Raw genomic sequence first — 19,129 nt, 5'->3', positions numbered from 1 at the left:
GCGCGGCGTCAATGCACCGGCGGATCGACCGGCGGTACGGCGCCGACGGGAGCAACGGGCTCGCCCGGCTCGCGTGGCGGCAGCGCGTCGGGCGGCACATCGGAAATCTGCATGTCGGGCGTTGGAACCGCGTCGATGCTGCGGACCCGGACCACAACTTCATCATCCTTGATCCGAAGTTCGTTGAAGCTGGGCGGGGTCGATCGGATACGCTGCGACAGGGTGCCCGCGCCGATCATTCGGATTTGGCCGGCGGAAGTGGGCGCGACGAGGTCGAACGCGTCATGGACATGACCGGTGAGTACCGCTGCGACGCCGCGCGCCGCCAGTTCCTGCAGCGCGCTGGCGCCGCCGCGGGTCAGCGCGCGGCCCTTTGTCCCGGCCTCGACCAGCGGATGATGCGCGGTGACCAGCGCCAGCGTGCCGAACGGCAGCGCATCGATTGCAGCGAGCGTTTTGGCGAGGGCGCTGCGGGTCACCCAGCCTTTCGACCAGTCGAACCGCCATTGCGCGCGGGCGGTGGTCTTGAGCGGGACCACGGCGACGCCGGCCAGGTCCAGCTCGCGTTCGACCAGCCGCTCGATCCGCCGGATGCGGCGATAGGGCCAGAAGAAACGGGCGAACGGATTGAAATAGGGCAGGTCATGGTTGCCGACCTCGACCGTCACCGGCACGTCGAGCGCCTCGATCCAGTCGCACGCCGCGGCAAATTCGCGACTGCGCGCGCGCATCGTAAGGTCGCCGGTGATCAACACGGCATCGGGCTGTTCGCGGCGGACGCATTCCCTGAACCAGTGCAGCGCGGTGCGATCCTCCAGCCCGAAATGCAGATCGCTGATATGGAAAAGCCGCGTCATGCCGTCGCGATGAAATCGACGGCGCTCGACGCCAGCCCGAAACGCGCTGGTGATGCGATCTCGCCCAATTCGCCATCGAACTCCAAATTGATCTGTTTTTCGCTTTCAAGGACGATCGTGTCGCTCACCATGATCTCTTCGCTAGGTCCGTCGCGAAAATCGCCGCCCAGCCATGCCAGACCGTGGCGCAAGACGTCGCCGGTGCCCTCGGTCAGGATGCCAGAGGCGGCGATGCCGTTCGGCGTTGGTGTCAGGATGACCGCCGGATAGGCCTTCCCGTCGGTGCCGACGCGGACGCCCGGTGCGTTCATCATTTCGTCGAGCGCCTCGGGGGCCGCGCGGCTCGCCTCGATCAGCCCGTCCTGCCGCATCGTCTCGCGCACCTCGGCCCAACGCGTCGCGGGACCGGCGATGACGGTGATAAAGGCGGTGCCGGCGTCGGATGTGATCGTCGGGATCGGGCTGCGCCGGGCTTCACCGTGCAGCGCATCAGCCAGAATCTCGCGCACCGGCCGGTCGCCGTGCAATGCTTTCGAGAGCAGGTTGAGCGTGCCGCCGGGCAGCGCCAGGATGGCACCGTCCCAGCCATCCGCCTGACGCGCCGCGGCGTTGATCGTGCCGTCGCCTGTCCACACGAGCAGCAGGTCGATATCCTGTCGCTGAAGTTCGGCGGCGTCCGGAATATCGCCATCGGGCAGCGCGAATGTCGCGATCAGCGGCGTACCGCGCGAGCGGCACAGCTCGACGATCTGCTCGCGAACGGCTTCATCATGGCTCCCGCTCTGGGTGTTGCAGATCAGGGCGGGGCGGGAAAATTGCTGAGTCATGGCGTGCCAACGCACGATGCCTGAAAAGGTAACAGGCGTCTGCGCGCTTGTGGCGCAGGACGCAGGCCTGTAGGGCGCAAACAGGCCGATGGGCGGCCCGATGAAGGGTTTGCCGGATGGTGCAGCAGGCAGCTAAAGGACGGCGATTGGTCAAGTTTCTGGTTGTGGCGATCCTGGTCGTGCTGCTGTTCGGCGGCGCGGCGCGGATGATCGCTGCGGGCGGCGCGAAATCGCTCAACCTCGGTGATCGGTTGCTGGGCGACGCCCATGGTGCGACCTTACAGGTCGCGGGGGAACCCTATGGTGCGGGTCCGCGCAACAAGCTCAATATCTGGGTGCCGACAGGGACGAAAAAGACCGACAGTCTGCCGGTGCTCGTCTGGCTTTACGGCGGCGGCTGGTACAGCGGTCAGCGCGACGATTATGGCTTTGCCGGCCGCGCCTTTGCCCAACAGGGGTTCGTCGTGGTGATCCCCGATTACCGGCTGGTGCCCGAAGGACATTGGCCCGACTTTTTGCAGGACAGCGCGGCGGCGGTCGCGTGGACGCAAAAGCATATCGGCGATTACGGCGGCGATCCGGGGCGTATGGCGCTGGCGGGGCATTCGGCAGGAGCATATAATTCGCTGATGCTGGCGCTCGACCCGCAATGGCTGAAGGCGGCGGGCAGCGATGTGTCGGCGATCCGCGGCGTCGTTTCGCTCGCCGGGCCGACCGATTTTTACCCGTTCGAAAAGGGCGGCCGCGCCGATGTCGCAATGGGTGATATTCGCCCCGTGGAACAGACGCAGCCGATCCATTTCGTCCGCGCCGACGCGCCGCCGCTGTGGCTGGGACATGGCACCGCCGATACCGTGGTGCGGGTGCGCAACAGCCAAAGGCTGGCGGCGGCGATGCACAAGGTCGGCGGTTCGGCGACGCTACGCGAATATGACGGGCTGAGTCACAACGACCTGGTGATGGCGCTGACCCGGCCGCTGGCCTACAAAGGGCCGATCCTGCCCGAGGTGACCGACTTCCTGCGCGGCGCGACCGCGCGCCGGGTGCCGCCCGCGCCATGAGCGCGGCGATTCCGGCCATTGTCCTAGCCGGTAGCCGCCCCGGACCCGATCCGCTGCTGACCGGAAGCGGCGTCTCGACCAAGGCATTGCTGCCGATCGCCGGAGAGGCGATGCTCGTCCATGTCGTGAAGGCGCTGCGCGCTTCGCCGCGGGTCGGGCCGATTACGATCCTCGCGCAGAACAGTGCCGAACTAGCGGCCGAGCCGGGGCTGACAGGCCTTGCCGATCTGCATTTTTCGGATTCGGGGCAGGGAATCAGCAGCTCGCTCGCCGCGGCGCTGCCGCCCGGTGACGATCCGCTGTTGGTCACGACCGCCGACAATGTGCTGCTCACGCCATCGATGATCGCCGAATTCCTGGCCGGGAGCTCCGAGAGCGACGTCGCGGTCGCCATGGTCGAGCGCGCTGTGCTGTTGGCGCGCTATCCGGAATCAAAGCGCACTTGGCTGAAATTTCGCGGCGGCTGGTGGTCGGGGGCGAACATGTTTCGTCTGCGCGGGCGCCGGGTGCTGCCGCTGCTCGATTTCTGGGGCCGGATCGAACGTGACCGCAAAAAGGGGCTGAAGATCATCGCGGCGTTCGGGCCTTGGCTGCTGATCGGAGCGCTATTGCGCCTGTTCACGATTCAGCAGGGGGTGGCGCGCGCGGGGCTGCGTTTTGGACTCAAGGCAAAGGTGGTGCCGATGTCTGAGGGCGAGGCGTGTATCGACGCCGACAAGCCCGCCGACATCATTCTGATCGAGCGGATATTTGCCGCACGGGGCCAAGCCGCTATAGAGCCAATCCTATGAACATCGAAAAAGCCATCATCCTGTCGGCCGGGCAGGGTTCGCGCCTGCTGCCGCTGACCCGCGACATCCCCAAATGCCTCATCGACCTCAACGGCCGCACCCTGATCGGGTGGCAGGTCGCAGCGCTCGCCGCAAACGGCATCAAGGACATCGTCGTCGTTACCGGCTTTCGCACCGAGCGGGTCGAGGATCATGCGCTCCAGCTCTATCGCGACACCGGAGTGCGCATCCGTACCCTGTTCAATCCGTTTTTCCAGGTTGCCGATAATCTGGGCACCTGCTGGATCGCGCGCGAAGAGATGGACCGCGATTTCATCATCCTCAACGGCGACACGATTATTTCGGAAGAGATCGTCGCGAAGCTGATCGCCGGGGCGAACGATCCGATCACCGTGACCGTCGACATCAAGGGCGACTATGACGATGACGACATGAAGGTGAACCGCGACAGCGAAGGCCGGCTGCATCACATCGGCAAGCGGTTGCTGCCCCCCGACACCAACGCCGAATCGATCGGCATGTTGGCGTTTGTCGGTGACGGTCCGTCGATTTTCCGGAACCAGGTCGATCAGATGATGCGTACCCCGGAAGGGGTCGAGCGCTGGTACCTGCGCGCGATCGACGTCATCGCCAAAGGCAACCGCGTCGGCACCGCGTCGATCGAAGGGCTGGAGTGGCAGGAAGTCGACTTCCCGCAGGATGTCGAAGCCGCCGACGCGCTTACCGCAAAATGGGCCGAAGAAGGTCGCTACGCGAAATAGGGTTTGAGCCAGCCGGTCAGCGCCGCGATCTGCGCGTCGTCCAGCTTTACCGCCTGCGCCAGATCGGGCTGCCCCGGCCAGCCCGCATCGGCGACCGTTAGGCCCGCGCCCATCCGCTCGCCGTCGTAGCGCGGCAGGACGTGAAAATGGACGTGCGGGTCGACCATCATCAGCATCAGATAGTTGATCCGGGCATAGCCGACCGCTGCGGTCAGCGCGGCCTCTATCGCTGCGGTCACGATCTTGAGTTCGGCATGCGCCGCTGCGGGCAAATCGCCGAACGCCGTCGCGTCGCACTTCGCCGCGAGCACCAGTGCGCCGAGCGTCGGCTGCGCGGGGCGCAGCAGCACGACCCAATAACAATATTCGGCGATCAGCGTCGCCGGATGGCCGAATTTTGCGATGGTTTCGTTCATGCGTCTTCCATCCAGCTGGTGATCGGGCGTCCAGCGCGGCGCTCGGCATAGGCTTGCACCAGCTGTACGGCATGGACGACCAGCGAGATGATGGTCCACCAGGCGACGGCGATCAGCCCGACGTCGGGACGGCCTGCCAAGGTAGCGAAGAACAGGATCGCGATATTGGGATTGCGCCGCGCGGTGATCAGGCGGAACTGGCTGTCAAACCGCCGCCAGACATGGACGTCCATGCCGAAATCCTTGATGAACATCCCTTCGATCACGCGCTGGAGCACATAGCCCGCGACGACCGCGATCATCACCAGCAGGAAGGTCCGATCGGATAACGCCAGACCCCAGGTGCCCAGCCCGACGCCCCAGAAATACCACCAGAAGGGCGGGTGGACCAGGTCGACGCCATGGTCGGCGACATTGCCCCATTTCGACGATGTGATCGTGCAGCGCGCCAGCTTTCCATCGACGGTGTCGAACACCATGAAGATGAAGGCGGCGAGCATCCCGGTCCAATAATGGCCGTAGGCGAACAAATAGGTGGCATAGACGCATAGCGCCGCGCCGATCGCGGTCACCATATTGGGGGTCATGCCGATGCTGGCGGCAAAGCGTGTCAGCCAGAGCGCGAGTTCGGGCCACAGATATTTGGTCAGCAGGTCGGTGACGCCCTTATAGGCGCCGAAATAGCTCCTCCGTTCGATCTCGCGCCTTGTGCCGGGGGTCAGCCGCTGGACGAAAGGACATTCCAGCTTGCGCAGCTGGCGGTTATAGATTTGCGGATTGTCGCGATAATCGATTACGGTCACGGCGCCTCGATGCGCTGCGACATCGTCGGGAGTCATACCCCCGGTCAAATGCGCCATCACCAGATCGCTGCCGTCCATCAGCACCGTGCCGGGCAGCGTGAGCATATGGCGCAGCCACACCGGATCGAACACATAGTCCAGATTGACGAACAGCCGCGCTCCGGTAGGCGATGCCGTTTCGGGCAGCCGCTCCGCGCGCGCCAGTCGGCGCAGCCGTTCGGCGTTGGACATCCCCCACAGCGGGGTCGGATTGTCGCCGATCAGAGATAGGGCGGGCAGGGTAGCGGCTTCGGTCATCCGCCGCTCTTATCCTGCGCAGCGTCCTTTGCAAGAAAGCGCGAAATCGCTTCGGCGCCGCGCTGCGCCGCGCCCGCCGGATCGCCGCCGATCGATTCGGCCAGCCGTTCGCGCTGCGCTCCCAGATAACGTGTATGACGAGCGGCTGCCTGAGCCAGAGCGCCGGGCAATCCTTCCAGATCGTCGATGACGTCACCGAGGGTCCAGAACAGATAATCGGGGTCGCCGGCCCAGTCGGCGTTGTGCGCGTTGAGGAACAGGCAGGGGCGCGGGGTCGCAAGAAACTCGTAAACCTGGCTGCTCACATCACCAAGATAGATATCGGCGGCGCCGGTATAGCTCATGTCGAACAGGCGGTCGGATTGCAGATCGATCAAAATCTTGTCCGCGACCGCCAGCTGCATCACTGCAGAGCGATCGGCATCGCTGGCCTCGGCGAACAGGCGGATATGCGGCGCGACGACCAGGTTATAGCGATCCTGGCCGGCGAACCAGGCGATGATATCGCGCCCGAACCGATCCCATGACGACAGTCCGCGATGGAAATGCGGCGCATAAAGGACGGTCGGACGGCCGTTATCGAACAAGCGCGCGCGGGTTTTTTCCAGACGCGTCATCAGGTCGAGTTTCACATAACCGTTCAGGGCATAATGACCCGGCCGGATCGTTCCCGCGTCGAGCAGGCGTTGCTCGCTCTTTTCGCCGGCAACGAGCACAAAATCGAAATGGCGGTCGCGTGGGTCGAGCATGATCGCGCGGTCCCCGGCGCCGTGCGGGGTAAAGATCAGCCGCGTTCGCTGCGGCAGGAAATGCCGGATCGCGGTTGTCGTCCGCTCTGGAACAACAATCGCGTCGAATTGCCGCAGAAAGCGCAGCGCGCCGAACAGAATCGGCAGGCGGGGATGGCGAATGACCGCGCGCTCGCGCAGCCAGCGGCTGATCCCGCGTTGACCCAGAATCTTGATGCGCGGCGCAAAGCCTGGATAGGCCGCCGCGACCCGCTCGACCACCGGCAGATGCCCGGCACTTGCCACCGCGACCTCGACGTCGGCACCTGCCGCCGCCATTTCAGCAGCGATCGGTAGCGCGTGGAAAATCTGGTGCGGTTCGCCGATGAACAGAAAGAGGATGCGCATTATTGGGCCTTGGCAACGGCGCCTGCCGCTGCGTCTTCAAAATCGGCCGAGTGCCAGCCATGCCGAGCGGCCAGCCGGACAAATTTATCGCCGCGCCCGACCAACCAGGATTCGTCGGCGAGGGCAAAGGTCGGTGCGTCGCTGAGATGGTCGGAATAGGCGCGGATATGCGCCGCGCCCCCGGGTGCGTGGGCATCCAGCCATTCGGTTACCCGCAGCGCCTTTTCAGCGCCATAACAATTGGGTCCGTCGAGGACCGGCAGCCAGTTGCCGGCGCTATCGCGCCGGTGACGCGAGGCGACAATGGCGTCAAAATTCAGCGCGTCGGCTATGGCGGCGGCATAGAATTCCGGCGCCGCGGTCGCCATCAGCAGTTGGTATCCTTCGGCGCGATCGCGCGCGATACAGGCGTAGGCGCCCGGTGGAACATCGCGTGGTACGCGCCACGCAGCAAAGCGATCGGCAAGACCGGCGGCGCGCGCCGGGGTCAGGGATCGGCCCAGCATCAGGCGAATCGCCGCCGGCTTGAACCGGTCGCGGCCATAGAGGCGCAGCGCGTAACCGATCATCAGAGCGGCCAGTGCGGGCAACAGGAGCAGTCGCCATGGCGCTTCGTCCCATGCCGCCCACAACAGGAACAAAGTGAAGGTCGGTTTGCGCAGGACGGTACGGTCAAGATCGTAGATCGCGACGCGGGTGGCGGCGGCGATCATCGGCTTTCGCTCCCGATCAGCCGCAGCCGCTGGCCCGTCTTGCCGAGCGAGGCGCGGTCGGCATAGGGGAGAGCAAAGCGGATCGCCGCCCAGATCGATGCCAGTGCGATGATAACGATCAGCGGCAGCGCAATCGGATCGGGCAAACGGTCGGCCAGCAACGTGGCGACCCCTGCCACCAAAGTGAGCCCCATGCCGCGCAGGGCAACGCCGGGGAATTGGCGGTCGAACGGATGCAATTTTTCGTTCATCGCCAGTTGCAGTGTCGGGATCGCCGCCATCACGACCAAACCGATCGACGTCGCGAGCGTCACCCCGGTCAGCGCGTCGAGATGCCCGACGATCAGCCAGCCGGCGCCGACCGCGATGCCGACGCCGAAGATGCTGGCGGTCAACTGGTGGCGAAAGGCGGAAACGACCTGCAAGACTGGCGACGAAATGCCGAGGACCGCCTCTGCTGCGCGCGCGAACAGCAGGATGACCAGCGCCGCCTGCGCCGCCTGCGCTTGCGCCCCGAACAGGCTGAGCAGCGACGCGCTGCCCGCCGCGAGCACGGCGGCAAGCGGCAGCGCAATCGCCGAGATCAGCCGCGTCGCATAGGCGTAGATGTCGGCGACCTGTGCCCGATCCTCGCGCTCGGCGCTGGCCGCGAGCGGCGCCATGACATAGACAAAGGCGATACGGACGAGTTGGACCACGCTCGACAGCTTGCGCGCGATGGTAAAGAGCGCTGCCGCCGCGGCGCCGGCCGCACCGGGCAAGAGCAGGTTGAGGATCAGCGCGGGGGCGTCACCAAACAGCCGCGCGATGATGTTCGAGGGCAGGATCGACAGTCCGGCCCAAAAGGTGTTGCGCGCGGTCCGTGTTGCCCACGGGCCGCGCCTCAGGTCCGCAAAACTATAATGTTTCGCAAGCAGGCGCACACAGAGAATTGCCGTGATCGCGAGCGAACAAATATGTGCGATGAACAAGCCTTTAAGGCCAAGCCCGCCCGCAAAGAACAAGCCTGCGAACACCAGGCGCAACACCTGTTCCCAGACAATCCGCAGACGGATCTCGGCGCCGAATACCATGCGCGCGCGCAGCGCCGAGGTGGCAATCTCGACAAAGGCCCACAGCGGGAGCGCCCAGACGAAAATCTCGATCGCGGGCGTGACGAGCGCGCGATCCCGTGCGGCAACGTTGAGCAGCGGGCCAAGGTCGGCGGCAAAGGCAGCGACGATCGCCGCCACGACGATGCACGGACCAACACCGAAGATCATTGCGGTGCGCAGCGCCGCCGCCGCCTCGGCATCGCTCGCCGATTGCGGCACGGTGCGTTGCATCGCGCTCGTCATGCCCATGTCGAAGATGTTCTCGAGCAGGTTGATCGTCGCCCATAGCACGGCATAGAGACCATAGCCCGCGAGCCCGAACATCAGCACATAAAGCGGCTGCGCGACGATTTCGACGACCGCGCCCAGCCGTGCGAGCACCGTGGTGCCAAGCCCGCGCGCGACGCTGCGACTGGTGATGGCGGGTGGGGCGGCGACGTCGTCGGTCATCGCTGCCGCCCTAGCGGCTTGCCCGCGCCCCTGCCAGCGGCTTTCGCGCTTTCGCCTTGTCGATTCTGGCCCTTGTCGATTCTGACAATCGGGTCTAGTCAGCCCGCAATCGCTTAGGGGAGCCCGCGACATGGCCGAATTCCGCCTGCCCAAGAACAGCCGCCCGCAAAAGTCGGGCAAGACCCACAAAGCCGAGGGTGCGGCCGCGGTCAAAACGTTCAAAGTCTATCGCTACGACCCCGACAGCGGCGAAAATCCCCGTTTCGATACCTTCGAGATCGACACCGAAGAATGCGGTCCGATGGTCCTTGATGCGCTGATCAAGATGAAGAGCGAGCAGGATTCGTCGCTGACCTTTCGCCGGTCGTGCCGCGAAGGTATTTGCGGCAGCTGTTCGATGAACATGAACGGCAAGAACGGCCTCGCCTGCACCACCGCGATCGAGGATCTGAAGGGAAGCATCACGATCACGCCGTTGCCGGCGATGGACGTGATCAAGGATCTCGTTCCCGACTTCACCCATTTTTACGCGCAATATGCGTCGATCGAGCCCTGGCTCAAGACCAAAACGACGACTCCGAGCGGCAAGGAGCGGCTGCAGTCGCCCGCCGAGCGCGAAAAGCTCGATGGCCTGTACGAGTGCATCCTGTGCGCCTGCTGTTCGACCAGCTGCCCCAGCTATTGGTGGAACAGCGACAAGTTCCTTGGCCCGGCGATCCTGCTTCAGGCGTATCGCTGGCTCGCCGACAGCCGCGACGAGATGACCGGTGAGCGGCTCGATGAGCTGGAAGATCCGTTCCGCCTCTATCGCTGCCATACGATCATGAATTGCGCCAACGCCTGCCCGAAGGGTCTCAACCCCGCCCGCGCGATCGCCGAGATCAAGAAGCTTGAGGCCGAGCGGCAGGTCTGATCGCGCAAGCTGGTATTTTCAGGTCCGGCGATGCAGCCCGAGCGGATCTGCGATCCGGCCGATCTGGAAGAAATCTATGCGCTCCGCGTCGCCGCCTGGCGGGCGCGCGTCGAATCCTTTCCGGACATCGGACGCTGGACCGATGCAGAGGATGCGCGCGCCGCGCATTGGGCGATCCGTGAGGATGGCCGTATCGTCGCCGCCGCGCGGCTGAGCATTCACGATTCCCTCGCCGAGGTTCCCCATGCCGAGATTTTCGACGGCGTTTTTTCTAGGATGATGGAGGGACCGATTGCGTCTTTGAACCGGTTGGTCGTAGCGCCGTCGCATAGTGGCAAAGGGTTTTCAGAAGCGCTGGATCGGGTCCGGGTAGGCCACGCGCGCGACATGAAATGTCGACACGCCATTGGCGAAACTTTTAGTGCTGCCCGAGTGTCTCAACTAGGTACGCTGGGGTTCCAAGCCGTTGGGTCTGCACGGCCATATCGTTCAGGGCCGTTGGCCCTCGTTTCAGGCGATCCATCGACGGCAGAAAGCGCAGCCCCTGTCGCTACAGTCATTCATCTCTCAATTGATGCCGTTGTATAGGTCCACGCTGCAGTATTTATCACTTGCACCAGCCGCTACAGCAGGCTTGAGCGCGTAGGGTACGCGCGGCTGCCATCGAACAGAACGGAACTTTCAGAGAATGAACGACGGCATCGAGGAACCGACGCGCCGCGACCATTTCAGCGCCGAAGTGCTCGACGATGGTTGGCTCAGCTGGAATCTCAACGACGCGAGCCGGTTCAACAGCTTTATCGAGCCGCTGACGGTGCGCGTTGAGCCGCCGACGGCGGATGGCCGCCCCTGCGCGCGGGTGCGCATGATCCCCGAACGCAAGCACAGCAATTTGGGCGATAATGTTCATGGCGCGGTGACGCTGGCGCTGGTCGACATCGCGCTATTCGCCGCGTCGCACCAGTTCGGCTCGCTTAACGCCGGCCATTCGGTGACACTCGACCTGTCGACGCAGTTTGTCGGCGCGGGGCGGGTCGGCGAGCCGCTGGACGCGGTGGTCGAGCTGGTCCGCGAGACCGGGCGGCTGATCTTCCTGCGCGGGCTGGTGGTGCAGGGTGAGCGCGACGAGCACATCGTGCTCACCTTTGCGGGCACGATCCGCAAGGCGAGCAAATGACGACGGGGGTGCTCGCGGCCTATGATGCGCTGGTCGCGGGCGGCGAGTTGCGGCCCGATCCCGAACAGCGCGCCGGGGCCGAACGGCTGAACCTGTTGCAGGCCGAACTCGAAGCGGTGCCGCCGCGCGGCAGCCTGCTGTGGCGGCTGACCGGTCGCAAGCCCGAGGCGCCGCGCGGCGTCTATCTGTGGGGTGCCGTCGGGCGCGGCAAGTCGATGCTGATGGACCTGTTCTACGACCAGCTGCACATCCTGCGCAAACGGCGCGTCCATTTCCACGCCTTCATGCTCGACGTCCATGCGCGGATGCGCGAGGTGCGGAAAAGCGACGCGGGCGATCCGATCCCGCTGGTTGCCGACGCGCTGGTCGCCGACGTCCGCTGTCTGGCGTTCGACGAGATGGTGGTGAACAACAGCGCCGACGCGATGATCCTCTCGCGCCTGTTTACGGCGCTGATCGACCGCGGCGTGACGGTGGTCGCAACCTCGAACCGCCCGCCGTCCGACCTGTATAAGGACGGTCTCAACCGCGAGCATTTCCTGCCCTTCATCGCGCTGGTCGAGGCGAAGCTCGATGTGATGGGATTGAACGGCCCGACCGATTATCGCCGCGACCGGCTGGGCGATGGCGCGCGCTGGTTTGTTCCCGCGGATGAGGCGGCGAGCGCGGCTCTGTCGGGCGCCTTTTTCCGGCTGACCGATTATCCGCCTGAGGACCGCGCGCATGTCCCGACCCTGGATCTCGATTTGGGCGGGGGGCGGCTGCTGCACGTGCCAAAGGCGCTGAAGGGCGTCGCGGTGTTTTCGTTCAAGCGCCTGTGTGCCGAGGCGCGCGGCGCGTCGGACTATCTGGCGGTTGCACGGCATTTTCACACCGTGATCATCGTTGGCATCCCGCGCATGGGGCCGGAGAACCGCAACGAGGCGGCGCGCTTCGTCACGCTGATCGACGCGCTCTATGAAAATAAGGTCAAGCTGCTCGCCAGCGCGGCGGCGATGCCCGATGCGCTGTATGTCGCGGGTGACGGCGCTTTCGAGTTCGAGCGGACGGCGAGTAGGCTCGCGGAAATGCAGTCCGACGACTATCTGGCGCTAGGCCATGGCCAGCAGGACGCCGCTGGCAATCTTTCCCCAACGTGACGAGTTGATCGTCACCGCGATGACGTCGCGGACATAGCGCACCTCATGGGCAAGATGCCCGAACCCCTGTTGAATGACCCGGCGCAGGGTACGCAGCGGACGCGGGGCGGGAACATGGATTCGCGCCGGACGCGCGGGCGGCGCGGGCAGGGTGGCAAGCCCGCCGCTGGTCACGCGCGGATCGTCGGCAACCGCGCGGCACAGCGCCTCCATCCGTGATATGGCGAGGCGGTTGGCGACGCGGCGATCGCGGCTGAGCAATTCGAAGCTGTGGCTGAACGCGGAGAACTGGATCGCGCCGCTGGCCGCGGCGTGATCGAGCGCGTCGCGCATTTCCTCTTCGGACATCGCGCACAGCTGGGCGGGGCGAAAGTGGCTGGCGCGATCCATAAGTCCGCTGACCGGCACTTCGACCACGCCATGGTGCTCGCGCATGCCCAGATTGCCCGCATCGAGCGAGATCGAGCAGCCATGGCCCTGATAGGCGCCGTTAAAGCTGCTGTCGAAGCGAAAGCCGAGCGCGGCCAGCGCGCGCAGCGTGTCGTCGTTCGCTCCGAAATTTCCGGCCCGAAACGCGATCGGTTTCGGGGCGCCGGCGCCGACCAGGATGTCGCGGGCGAGCGCGATCAGTTTCTTTTGTGCGGTAAGGGGGAAGTCGCCGATGTTGCGTCCGGTGTGGCGGCCGGCGGGGTTAAAGCGGGCGAAGGCCAGCCATTCGGTGTGGATATGCACTTGCACTTCGTGCCCGCGTTCGACGATGGGGCGGACGATCGCGCGGATGACTTCGGGGCCGTAAACCAGCGCCGGCATCGGATCGACGAAGTACACCCCGGTCAAGCCATGGCGTTCGAGCATGTCCATCTGGAAGTGGATGCCGAAATCGCCCTCACGGCAGCGGCCGAGGATCGAGCTTTCGAAATTGGCGCGGGCGTCTGCGCCGCGCTGATACAGCCCGGCCGACAATTCGGTATCGAAACTGATGATTGCCCGCGTCATCGGCCTGCGCCTATCATCCCAGCGATAAAGGAGGGTTAATCCGCCGGTGGGGGCGGCCCCCGACCCGAGACGCGTCCCCCTCTTATACCACTGCTCGTCATTATTGTTACTGCGAACTATTTGCAAAAAAACACAGTTTTTCGAGCTTTTCGCGGTTGTTTCCTTAACGGAATCGGCGTAGTGGCGGCGCCAGTCTTGGGACCGGCATGGCGATTTAGCCCGTGTGCCGACCGGTCTGTGAACCAATTGCCGGGCTTGCCACGAAGGGAGTGCCTCGCGCCATGGGACGCAAGAAAATCGCATTGATCGGCGCCGGGAATATCGGCGGAACGCTGGCGCTCCTCGCCGCGCAAAAGGAATTGGGCGACGTCGTCCTGTTCGACGTCGTCGAAGGCGTGCCGCAGGGCAAGGCGCTTGACCTGTCGCAGGTCGGCCCGGTTCAGGGTTTCGATGCGAAGATCACCGGCACGAACGATTATGCCGACATCGCCGGCGCCGACGTCATCATCGTCACCGCCGGGGTCGCCCGCAAGCCGGGGATGAGCCGCGACGATCTGCTCGGCATCAACCTGAAGGTCATGAAGGCCGTCGGCGAGGGCATCAAGGCCAACGCCCCCGACGCGTTTGTCATCTGCATCACCAACCCGCTCGACGCGATGGTCTGGGCCCTCCGCGAATTTTCGGGCCTGCCGCACAACAAGGTCGTCGGCATGGCCGGCGTCCTCGATTCGGCACGCTTCAGCCACTTCATCGCCGACGAATTCGACGTGTCGGTCAAGGACGTGAACACCTTCGTCCTCGGCGGCCATGGCGACACGATGGTCCCGGTGACGCGCTATTCGACGGTCAACGGCATCCCCGTTCCCGACCTGGTCAAAATGGGCCTGTCGAGCCAGGAAAAGATCGACGCGATCGTCAAGCGCACCCGCGGCGGCGGCGGCGAAATCGTCGCGCTGCTCGGCACCGGTTCGGCTTTCTATGCCCCGGCCGCGAGCGGCATTGCGATGGCTGAAGCCTATCTCGGTGACCAGAAGCGCATCCTGCCCTGCGCCGCCTATGTCGACGGCCAGTACGGGCTTGATGGCCTGTATGTCGGAGTGCCGGTACAGATCGGTGCCGGCGGCGTCGAGAAGATCGTCGAGATCGCCCTCGACGACGAAGACAAGGCCGGCCTTCAGGTGTCGGTCGACGCGGTCAAGGAACTGCTCGACGCATGCAAGGCGCTGGATCCCAGCCTCGCCTGATGGGTAGGGTCTTTCTGATAACTTGTGCGGTAGGGCTCGGCATCGCTGCGGCGATGCCGGCGCTCGCCCAGAATGGCGCAATGTGGCTCGATGACAAGGGGCGCACGACGACGTTGCAATTCGGTGGACCCACCGCACAGCCGCCTGTTCCGGTGGACACACCGGTCATGGATATGGTCGACCTTTTCGATTCGGCATGCCTCCCCAAATCAGGAACTCCGCGTGACGCGGCGACTGCGTTGTCTGCGGCGGATCGTCTCGAACCGAAGTCGTTCACGGTCGCCGGCACAAAGAAGGATCCGCCGTTGGAGCTTGCGATCTGGCATGGCGCTGGGGTGGTGGTGGCTGTTACCGACGGCTTTTTTGTCGCGCCGCAGGCGCAATGCAACGCCGTCTTCTATGTGAACGGCCTTCCCGATCAAGCCACGCTGATCGCGGCCATGCAGGAAAAATACGGCGCTCCGGCCAATGCGGCCGAAGCGGTCGACAAAAAGGGCAAGGCCCGAAAATACTTCACCCCTGAATGGTCGACGACGGTGGACGGTAAAGCGTTCCTGGTGAGCGCGACCAATATGGGCTCGAGCACATATATGCCTGGCAATCGCGTCCACTTGGCCGCCCGACTGAATGGAAATATCAAATGAGCATTCTCATCGACAAGAATACCAAGGTCATCACGCAAGGGATGACCGGCGCCACCGGCACTTTCCACACCGAACAGGCGCTGGCCTATGGCACCAAGATGGTCGGCGGCGTGACGCCGGGCAAGGGCGGCACGACGCACATCGGGCTGCCGAACTTCAACACCGTTGAGGAAGCCAAAGCCGCAACCGGTGCGACCGCAAGCTGCATCTATGTTCCGCCGCCGTTCGCTGCGGACTCGATCCTCGAGGCGATCGACGCCGAGATGGAGCTGATCGTCTGCATCACCGAAGGCATTCCGGTGCTCGACATGGTCAAGGTGAAGCGCGCCCTCAGCGGTTCGAAATCACGGCTGATCGGCCCGAACTGCCCCGGCGTGCTGACGCCGGGCGAATGCAAGATCGGCATCATGCCCGGCAGCATCTTTTCGAAGGGCAGCGTCGGCGTCGTCTCGCGCTCGGGCACGCTGACCTATGAAGCGGTGTTCCAGACGACCAATGCTGGCCTCGGTCAGACGACCGCGGTCGGCATCGGCGGCGATCCGGTCAACGGCACCAACTTCATCGACATGCTCGAGCTGTTCCTGGCTGATGAAGCCACCAAGTCGATCATCATGATCGGCGAAATCGGCGGCGACGCCGAGGAGCAGGCGGCGCAGTTCCTGATCGACGAAGCCAAGCGCGGCCGCAAAAAGCCGATGGTCGGTTTCATTGCGGGCCTGACGGCTCCCCCGGGACGCCGCATGGGCCATGCCGGTGCGATCGTGTCGGGCGGCAAGGGTGATGCAGGCAGCAAGATCGCGGCGATGGAAGCCGCCGGCATTACCGTGTCAGCGAGCCCGTCCGAATTGGGGACGACGCTGGCCGACGTGCTGAAAGAGCGCGTCTGATTTAAGCGCCCGCTGGCAACAGTCGTTGTTGGCGGGCGTTACTTCCCAACATCCTCCCCGGAGCCATCTCTCTTGAGAGAATGGAAAAGACCATGAACCTCGAACGACAAAGCTTTGACATCGACGAGCCGCAGGCCGGTCCCAGCTGGGCGCCGAAAAACTGGCCGCAGATCGACAGTGACGACCTGACCGCCGCGCTCGATCCGCAGCAGATGCAGGTCGCGGTCAAGGCTGCCGCCGCCAAGGCCGGGGCGCCGTTGCCGGACGCCGAGGTCGAGCGCGCCGCAGGGGATTCGATTCGCGCGATGATGTTGATCCGCACCTATCGGGTGCGCGGACATCTGGCGGCAAATCTCGATCCGCTTGGGCTGAGCCAGCGCGAGCTGCCCGCCGACCTGACGCCGGAATTCCATGGTTTCGTCGGCGCCGACCAGGATCGGCCCGTTTTCATCGGCGGCACTCTGGGCCTTGAGAAGGCGACCATTCGGGAAATCGTGGCGATCCTGCGCGCGAACTACTGCGGCAATGTCGGCCTCGAATATATGCATATCTCCGACATCGAGGAGCGCGCATTTCTGCAGGAGCGGATGGAAGGCGCCGACAAGATCATCGAGTTTTCGGTCGAGGGCAAACGCGCCATTCTGAGCAAGGTGATCGAGGCCGAGGAATGGGAAAAATTCCTCGCCAAAAAATATGTCGGGACCAAACGTTTCGGGCTCGACGGCGGCGAGAGCATGATCCCCGCGATGGAAGCCATCATCAAATATGGCGGCCAGTACGGGGTCAAGGAAATCGTCTATGGCATGGCGCACCGCGGGCGGCTCAACATGCTCGCGAACGTGCTGGCCAAGCCATATAAGGTGATCTTCCACGAATTTTCGGGTGGCAGCGCGAACCCCGACGACGTCGGTGGGTCGGGCGACGTCAAATATCATCTGGGCACCTCGACCGACCGCGAGTTCGGCGGCGCGTCGGTGCATATGTCGCTGGTGCCGAACCCCAGCCACCTCGAGGCAGCCGACCCCGTCGTGCTCGGCAAGGTGCGCGCGCAGCAGGTGGTTCGCGACGACCTGGAAAAGCATGAGCAGGTGCTGCCCGTGCTGATCCACGGCGACGCGGCATTTGCGGGGCAGGGGATCGTCTGGGAATGCCTCGGCTTTTCGGGTATCCGCGGGTATAATACCGGCGGCTGCATCCATTTCATCGTCAACAACCAGATCGGTTTCACGACTAGTCCGCAATATGCGCGCTCGTCGCCCTATCCGTCGGACGTCGCCAAGGGCGTGATGGCGCCGATCCTGCACGTCAACGGCGACGATCCCGAAGCGGTGACCTTTGCGTGCAAGCTGGCGATCGATTTCCGTCAGCAGTTCAAGCGCGACGTCGTGATCGACATGTGGTGCTATCGCCGCTTTGGCCATAACGAGGGCGACGAACCGTCGTTCACCCAGCCGCTGATGTATGGCGTGATCCGCCAGCATCCGCCGGTGTCGCAGCTATGCGCCAAAAAGCTTGAGGCCGAAGGCGTGATCGACGCGGCGTGGGCCGATGCGCGCCGCGCCGACTTCATCGCCCGGCTCGAGGGTGATTTCGAAGCGGCGAAAAGCTATAAGCCCAACAAGGCCGACTGGTTTGCCGGACGCTGGTCGGGCTTGCACGCGCCCGCCGACCCAGAAAATGCGCGCCGCAATATATCCACCGGGGTCAGCGACAAACTGTTCGATTCGATCGGCCGCGTGATGACGACGATCCCGGGCGATCTGGACGTGCACAAGACGCTGCGCCGTGTCATCGACGCGCGCGGCGCGATGTTCGCCGACAAGAGCGACAAGGAAGTGTTCGACTGGGCAACCGCCGAGCAGCTCGCGTTCGGTACGCTGCTGAGCGAAGGCTATCAGGTTCGCCTGTCGGGCCAGGATTCGGGGCGCGGGACGTTCAGCCAGCGGCATGCGGTCTGGGTCGACCAGAATGACGAGCGCAAATATGTTCCGCTGACCACCGTGCCGCACGGGCGGTTCGAAGTGCTCGACAGCCCGCTGTCCGAATATGGCGTGCTGGGTTTCGAATATGGCTATGCGATGGCCGATCCGAAAAGCCTTGTGCTTTGGGAAGCGCAGTTCGGCGATTTCGCCAACGGCGCGCAGATCATGATCGACCAGTTCATCGCGTCGGGCGAGGCCAAATGGCTGCGCGCCAACGGCCTCGTGCTGCTGCTCCCGCACGGCTATGAAGGGCAGGGGCCGGAACATAGCTCGGCGCGGCTCGAACGTTTTCTGCAACTGTGCGCGGGCGATAACATCCAGGTGTGCAATATTTCGACCCCGTCGAATTATTTCCACGTCCTGCGCCGCCAGATGCTCCGCCCGTTCCGCAAGCCGCTGATCATCATGACGCCGAAATCGCTGCTCCGCCACAAGCTGGCGGTGTCGCAGCGAAGCGACTTCATCGGTGAGGCGCATTTCCGCCGCATCATGTCCGATCGCACCGCGCCCGCCGACGGCGATGTCAAACGCGTCGTCCTGTGTTCGGGCAAGGTCGGTTACGACCTGATGGAAGCGCGCGACGCCGCTGGCCTGACGGACACGACGGTGATCCGCATCGAGCAAATCTATCCCTTCCCGGGTGAGCCGCTCAGCGTCCGCCTGAAGCGTATGCCAAAGCTGGAAGAGGTCGTCTGGGCGCAGGAAGAGCCGCGTAACAATGGCGCGTGGTTCTTTGTTAACGAACTGATCGAGGACGCGCTGACCGACGCCGGCAAAAAAGGCATGCGGCCACGCTATGCTGGTCGAACCGCCGCGGCATCGCCCGCGACGGGCCTGATGAGCCGCCACCAGACCGAGCAATCGGCGCTGGTGGCCGATGCGCTCGGCCTCAGCGTCCGTGCCGAAATCCGCCGGGCGAAGAATAAATAGCTTAGAATTCA

At 64.2% G+C, this 19,129-nt stretch carries 19 protein-coding genes; 11 read left to right on the top strand and 8 right to left on the bottom strand.

Annotation, left to right across the window (positions count from 1 at the left end; translation table 11 throughout):
• Positions 1–8 precede the first annotated feature (8 nt).
• Together ACQY6T_RS10735 and ACQY6T_RS10730 are read right to left on the bottom strand one after the other, a co-directional pair.
• Positions 9–857 (bottom strand): metallophosphoesterase family protein, encoded by an 849-nt coding sequence (locus tag ACQY6T_RS10735; protein WP_428630778.1) that lies wholly within the window; start codon positions 855–857, stop codon positions 9–11.
• The gene (locus tag ACQY6T_RS10730) at positions 854–1,684 is read right to left on the bottom strand and encodes a diacylglycerol/lipid kinase family protein (protein WP_428630777.1); all 831 of its coding nucleotides are present in this window, start codon (positions 1,682–1,684) and stop codon (positions 854–856) included. The genes ACQY6T_RS10735 and ACQY6T_RS10730 overlap by 4 nt, the downstream gene beginning before the upstream one ends.
• 146 nt (positions 1,685–1,830) lie before the next feature.
• Between ACQY6T_RS10730 and ACQY6T_RS10725 the strand changes: the two genes are divergently transcribed.
• From ACQY6T_RS10725 to ACQY6T_RS10715, 3 genes are read left to right on the top strand one after another with little or no spacing between them, the layout of a single operon-like run.
• Positions 1,831–2,745 (top strand): alpha/beta hydrolase, encoded by a 915-nt coding sequence (locus ACQY6T_RS10725; protein ID WP_428630776.1) that lies wholly within the window; start codon positions 1,831–1,833, stop codon positions 2,743–2,745.
• Positions 2,742–3,536, top strand: coding sequence for a nucleotidyltransferase family protein (locus ACQY6T_RS10720; RefSeq protein ID WP_428630775.1), 795 nt, complete (start codon positions 2,742–2,744; stop codon positions 3,534–3,536). Before ACQY6T_RS10725 ends, ACQY6T_RS10720 begins: the two co-directional genes overlap by 4 nt.
• Positions 3,533–4,297 carry a sugar phosphate nucleotidyltransferase gene (locus tag ACQY6T_RS10715; RefSeq protein WP_428630774.1) on the top strand — a complete coding sequence of 255 codons (765 nt, stop codon included), beginning with the start codon at positions 3,533–3,535 and terminating at the stop codon, positions 4,295–4,297. Before ACQY6T_RS10720 ends, ACQY6T_RS10715 begins: the two co-directional genes overlap by 4 nt.
• Here ACQY6T_RS10715 and ACQY6T_RS10710 read toward each other — a convergent pair.
• Genes ACQY6T_RS10710 through ACQY6T_RS10690 form a run of 5 tightly spaced genes read right to left on the bottom strand, consistent with a single transcriptional unit; the run spans position 4,285 to position 9,206 of the window.
• A complete protein-coding gene (locus ACQY6T_RS10710) occupies positions 4,285–4,713 on the bottom strand; it encodes an HIT family protein (protein WP_428630773.1) in 429 nt (142 codons plus the stop codon). The genes ACQY6T_RS10715 and ACQY6T_RS10710 overlap by 13 nt on opposite strands.
• A complete protein-coding gene (locus ACQY6T_RS10705; RefSeq protein WP_428630772.1) occupies positions 4,710–5,813 on the bottom strand; it encodes a CDP-alcohol phosphatidyltransferase family protein in 1,104 nt (367 codons plus the stop codon). The genes ACQY6T_RS10710 and ACQY6T_RS10705 overlap by 4 nt, the downstream gene beginning before the upstream one ends.
• Entirely contained in the window at positions 5,810–6,949 is a 1,140-nt protein-coding gene (locus ACQY6T_RS10700; protein ID WP_428630771.1) for a hypothetical protein, read from the bottom strand. Before ACQY6T_RS10700 ends, ACQY6T_RS10705 begins: the two co-directional genes overlap by 4 nt.
• Positions 6,949–7,662, bottom strand: coding sequence for an HAD-IB family phosphatase (locus ACQY6T_RS10695; RefSeq protein WP_428630770.1), 714 nt, complete (start codon positions 7,660–7,662; stop codon positions 6,949–6,951). Before ACQY6T_RS10695 ends, ACQY6T_RS10700 begins: the two co-directional genes overlap by 1 nt.
• The gene (locus tag ACQY6T_RS10690; protein WP_428630769.1) at positions 7,659–9,206 is read right to left on the bottom strand and encodes a lipopolysaccharide biosynthesis protein; all 1,548 of its coding nucleotides are present in this window, start codon (positions 9,204–9,206) and stop codon (positions 7,659–7,661) included. The genes ACQY6T_RS10695 and ACQY6T_RS10690 overlap by 4 nt, the downstream gene beginning before the upstream one ends.
• 130 nt (positions 9,207–9,336) lie before the next feature.
• Here ACQY6T_RS10690 and ACQY6T_RS10685 point away from each other — a divergent pair, with 130 nt between their 5' ends.
• The 4 genes from ACQY6T_RS10685 (at position 9,337) to zapE (ending at position 12,435) form a co-directional block, all read left to right on the top strand.
• Positions 9,337–10,119, top strand: a complete 783-nt coding sequence (locus ACQY6T_RS10685) for a succinate dehydrogenase iron-sulfur subunit (RefSeq protein ID WP_428630768.1) — start codon at positions 9,337–9,339, stop codon at positions 10,117–10,119.
• A gap of 30 nt (positions 10,120–10,149) precedes the next feature.
• On the top strand, positions 10,150–10,707 hold the full coding sequence (locus ACQY6T_RS10680; RefSeq protein ID WP_428630767.1) for a GNAT family N-acetyltransferase: 558 nt from the start codon (positions 10,150–10,152) through the stop codon (positions 10,705–10,707).
• A gap of 100 nt (positions 10,708–10,807) precedes the next feature.
• Positions 10,808–11,296 carry a PaaI family thioesterase gene (locus tag ACQY6T_RS10675; RefSeq protein ID WP_428630766.1) on the top strand — a complete coding sequence of 163 codons (489 nt, stop codon included), beginning with the start codon at positions 10,808–10,810 and terminating at the stop codon, positions 11,294–11,296.
• The gene (gene zapE, locus ACQY6T_RS10670) at positions 11,293–12,435 is read left to right on the top strand and encodes a cell division protein ZapE (RefSeq protein WP_428630765.1); all 1,143 of its coding nucleotides are present in this window, start codon (positions 11,293–11,295) and stop codon (positions 12,433–12,435) included. Before ACQY6T_RS10675 ends, zapE begins: the two co-directional genes overlap by 4 nt.
• On the opposite strand, the gene ACQY6T_RS10665 is transcribed toward zapE, so the two are convergent.
• Entirely contained in the window at positions 12,388–13,431 is a 1,044-nt protein-coding gene (locus ACQY6T_RS10665) for a polysaccharide deacetylase family protein (protein WP_428630764.1), read from the bottom strand. The two genes, zapE and ACQY6T_RS10665, sit on opposite strands and share 48 nt — an antisense overlap.
• A 281-nt stretch (positions 13,432–13,712) precedes the next feature.
• Here ACQY6T_RS10665 and mdh point away from each other — a divergent pair, with 281 nt between their 5' ends.
• The 4 genes from mdh to ACQY6T_RS10645 all read left to right on the top strand — a co-directional run bounded on the left by mdh (position 13,713) and on the right by ACQY6T_RS10645 (position 19,118).
• Entirely contained in the window at positions 13,713–14,675 is a 963-nt protein-coding gene (gene mdh, locus ACQY6T_RS10660; protein WP_428630763.1) for a malate dehydrogenase, read from the top strand.
• A gap of 53 nt (positions 14,676–14,728) precedes the next feature.
• Entirely contained in the window at positions 14,729–15,319 is a 591-nt protein-coding gene (locus tag ACQY6T_RS10655; protein ID WP_428630762.1) for a hypothetical protein, read from the top strand.
• The gene (gene sucD / locus ACQY6T_RS10650) at positions 15,316–16,206 is read left to right on the top strand and encodes a succinate--CoA ligase subunit alpha (RefSeq protein WP_428630761.1); all 891 of its coding nucleotides are present in this window, start codon (positions 15,316–15,318) and stop codon (positions 16,204–16,206) included. The genes ACQY6T_RS10655 and sucD overlap by 4 nt, the downstream gene beginning before the upstream one ends.
• Positions 16,207–16,298: 92 nt before the next feature.
• Complete coding sequence (locus ACQY6T_RS10645) at positions 16,299–19,118, top strand: 2-oxoglutarate dehydrogenase E1 component (protein ID WP_428630760.1); 2,820 nt, start codon at positions 16,299–16,301, stop codon at positions 19,116–19,118.
• Positions 19,119–19,129 lie beyond the last annotated feature (11 nt).

The sequence above is a fragment of the Sphingopyxis sp. genome, from assembly GCF_965279725.1.
Classification (GTDB): domain Bacteria; phylum Pseudomonadota; class Alphaproteobacteria; order Sphingomonadales; family Sphingomonadaceae; genus Sphingopyxis.
Note: the sequence above shows the minus strand (reverse complement) of the source record. Positions and strands in the feature narration are given on the sequence as shown.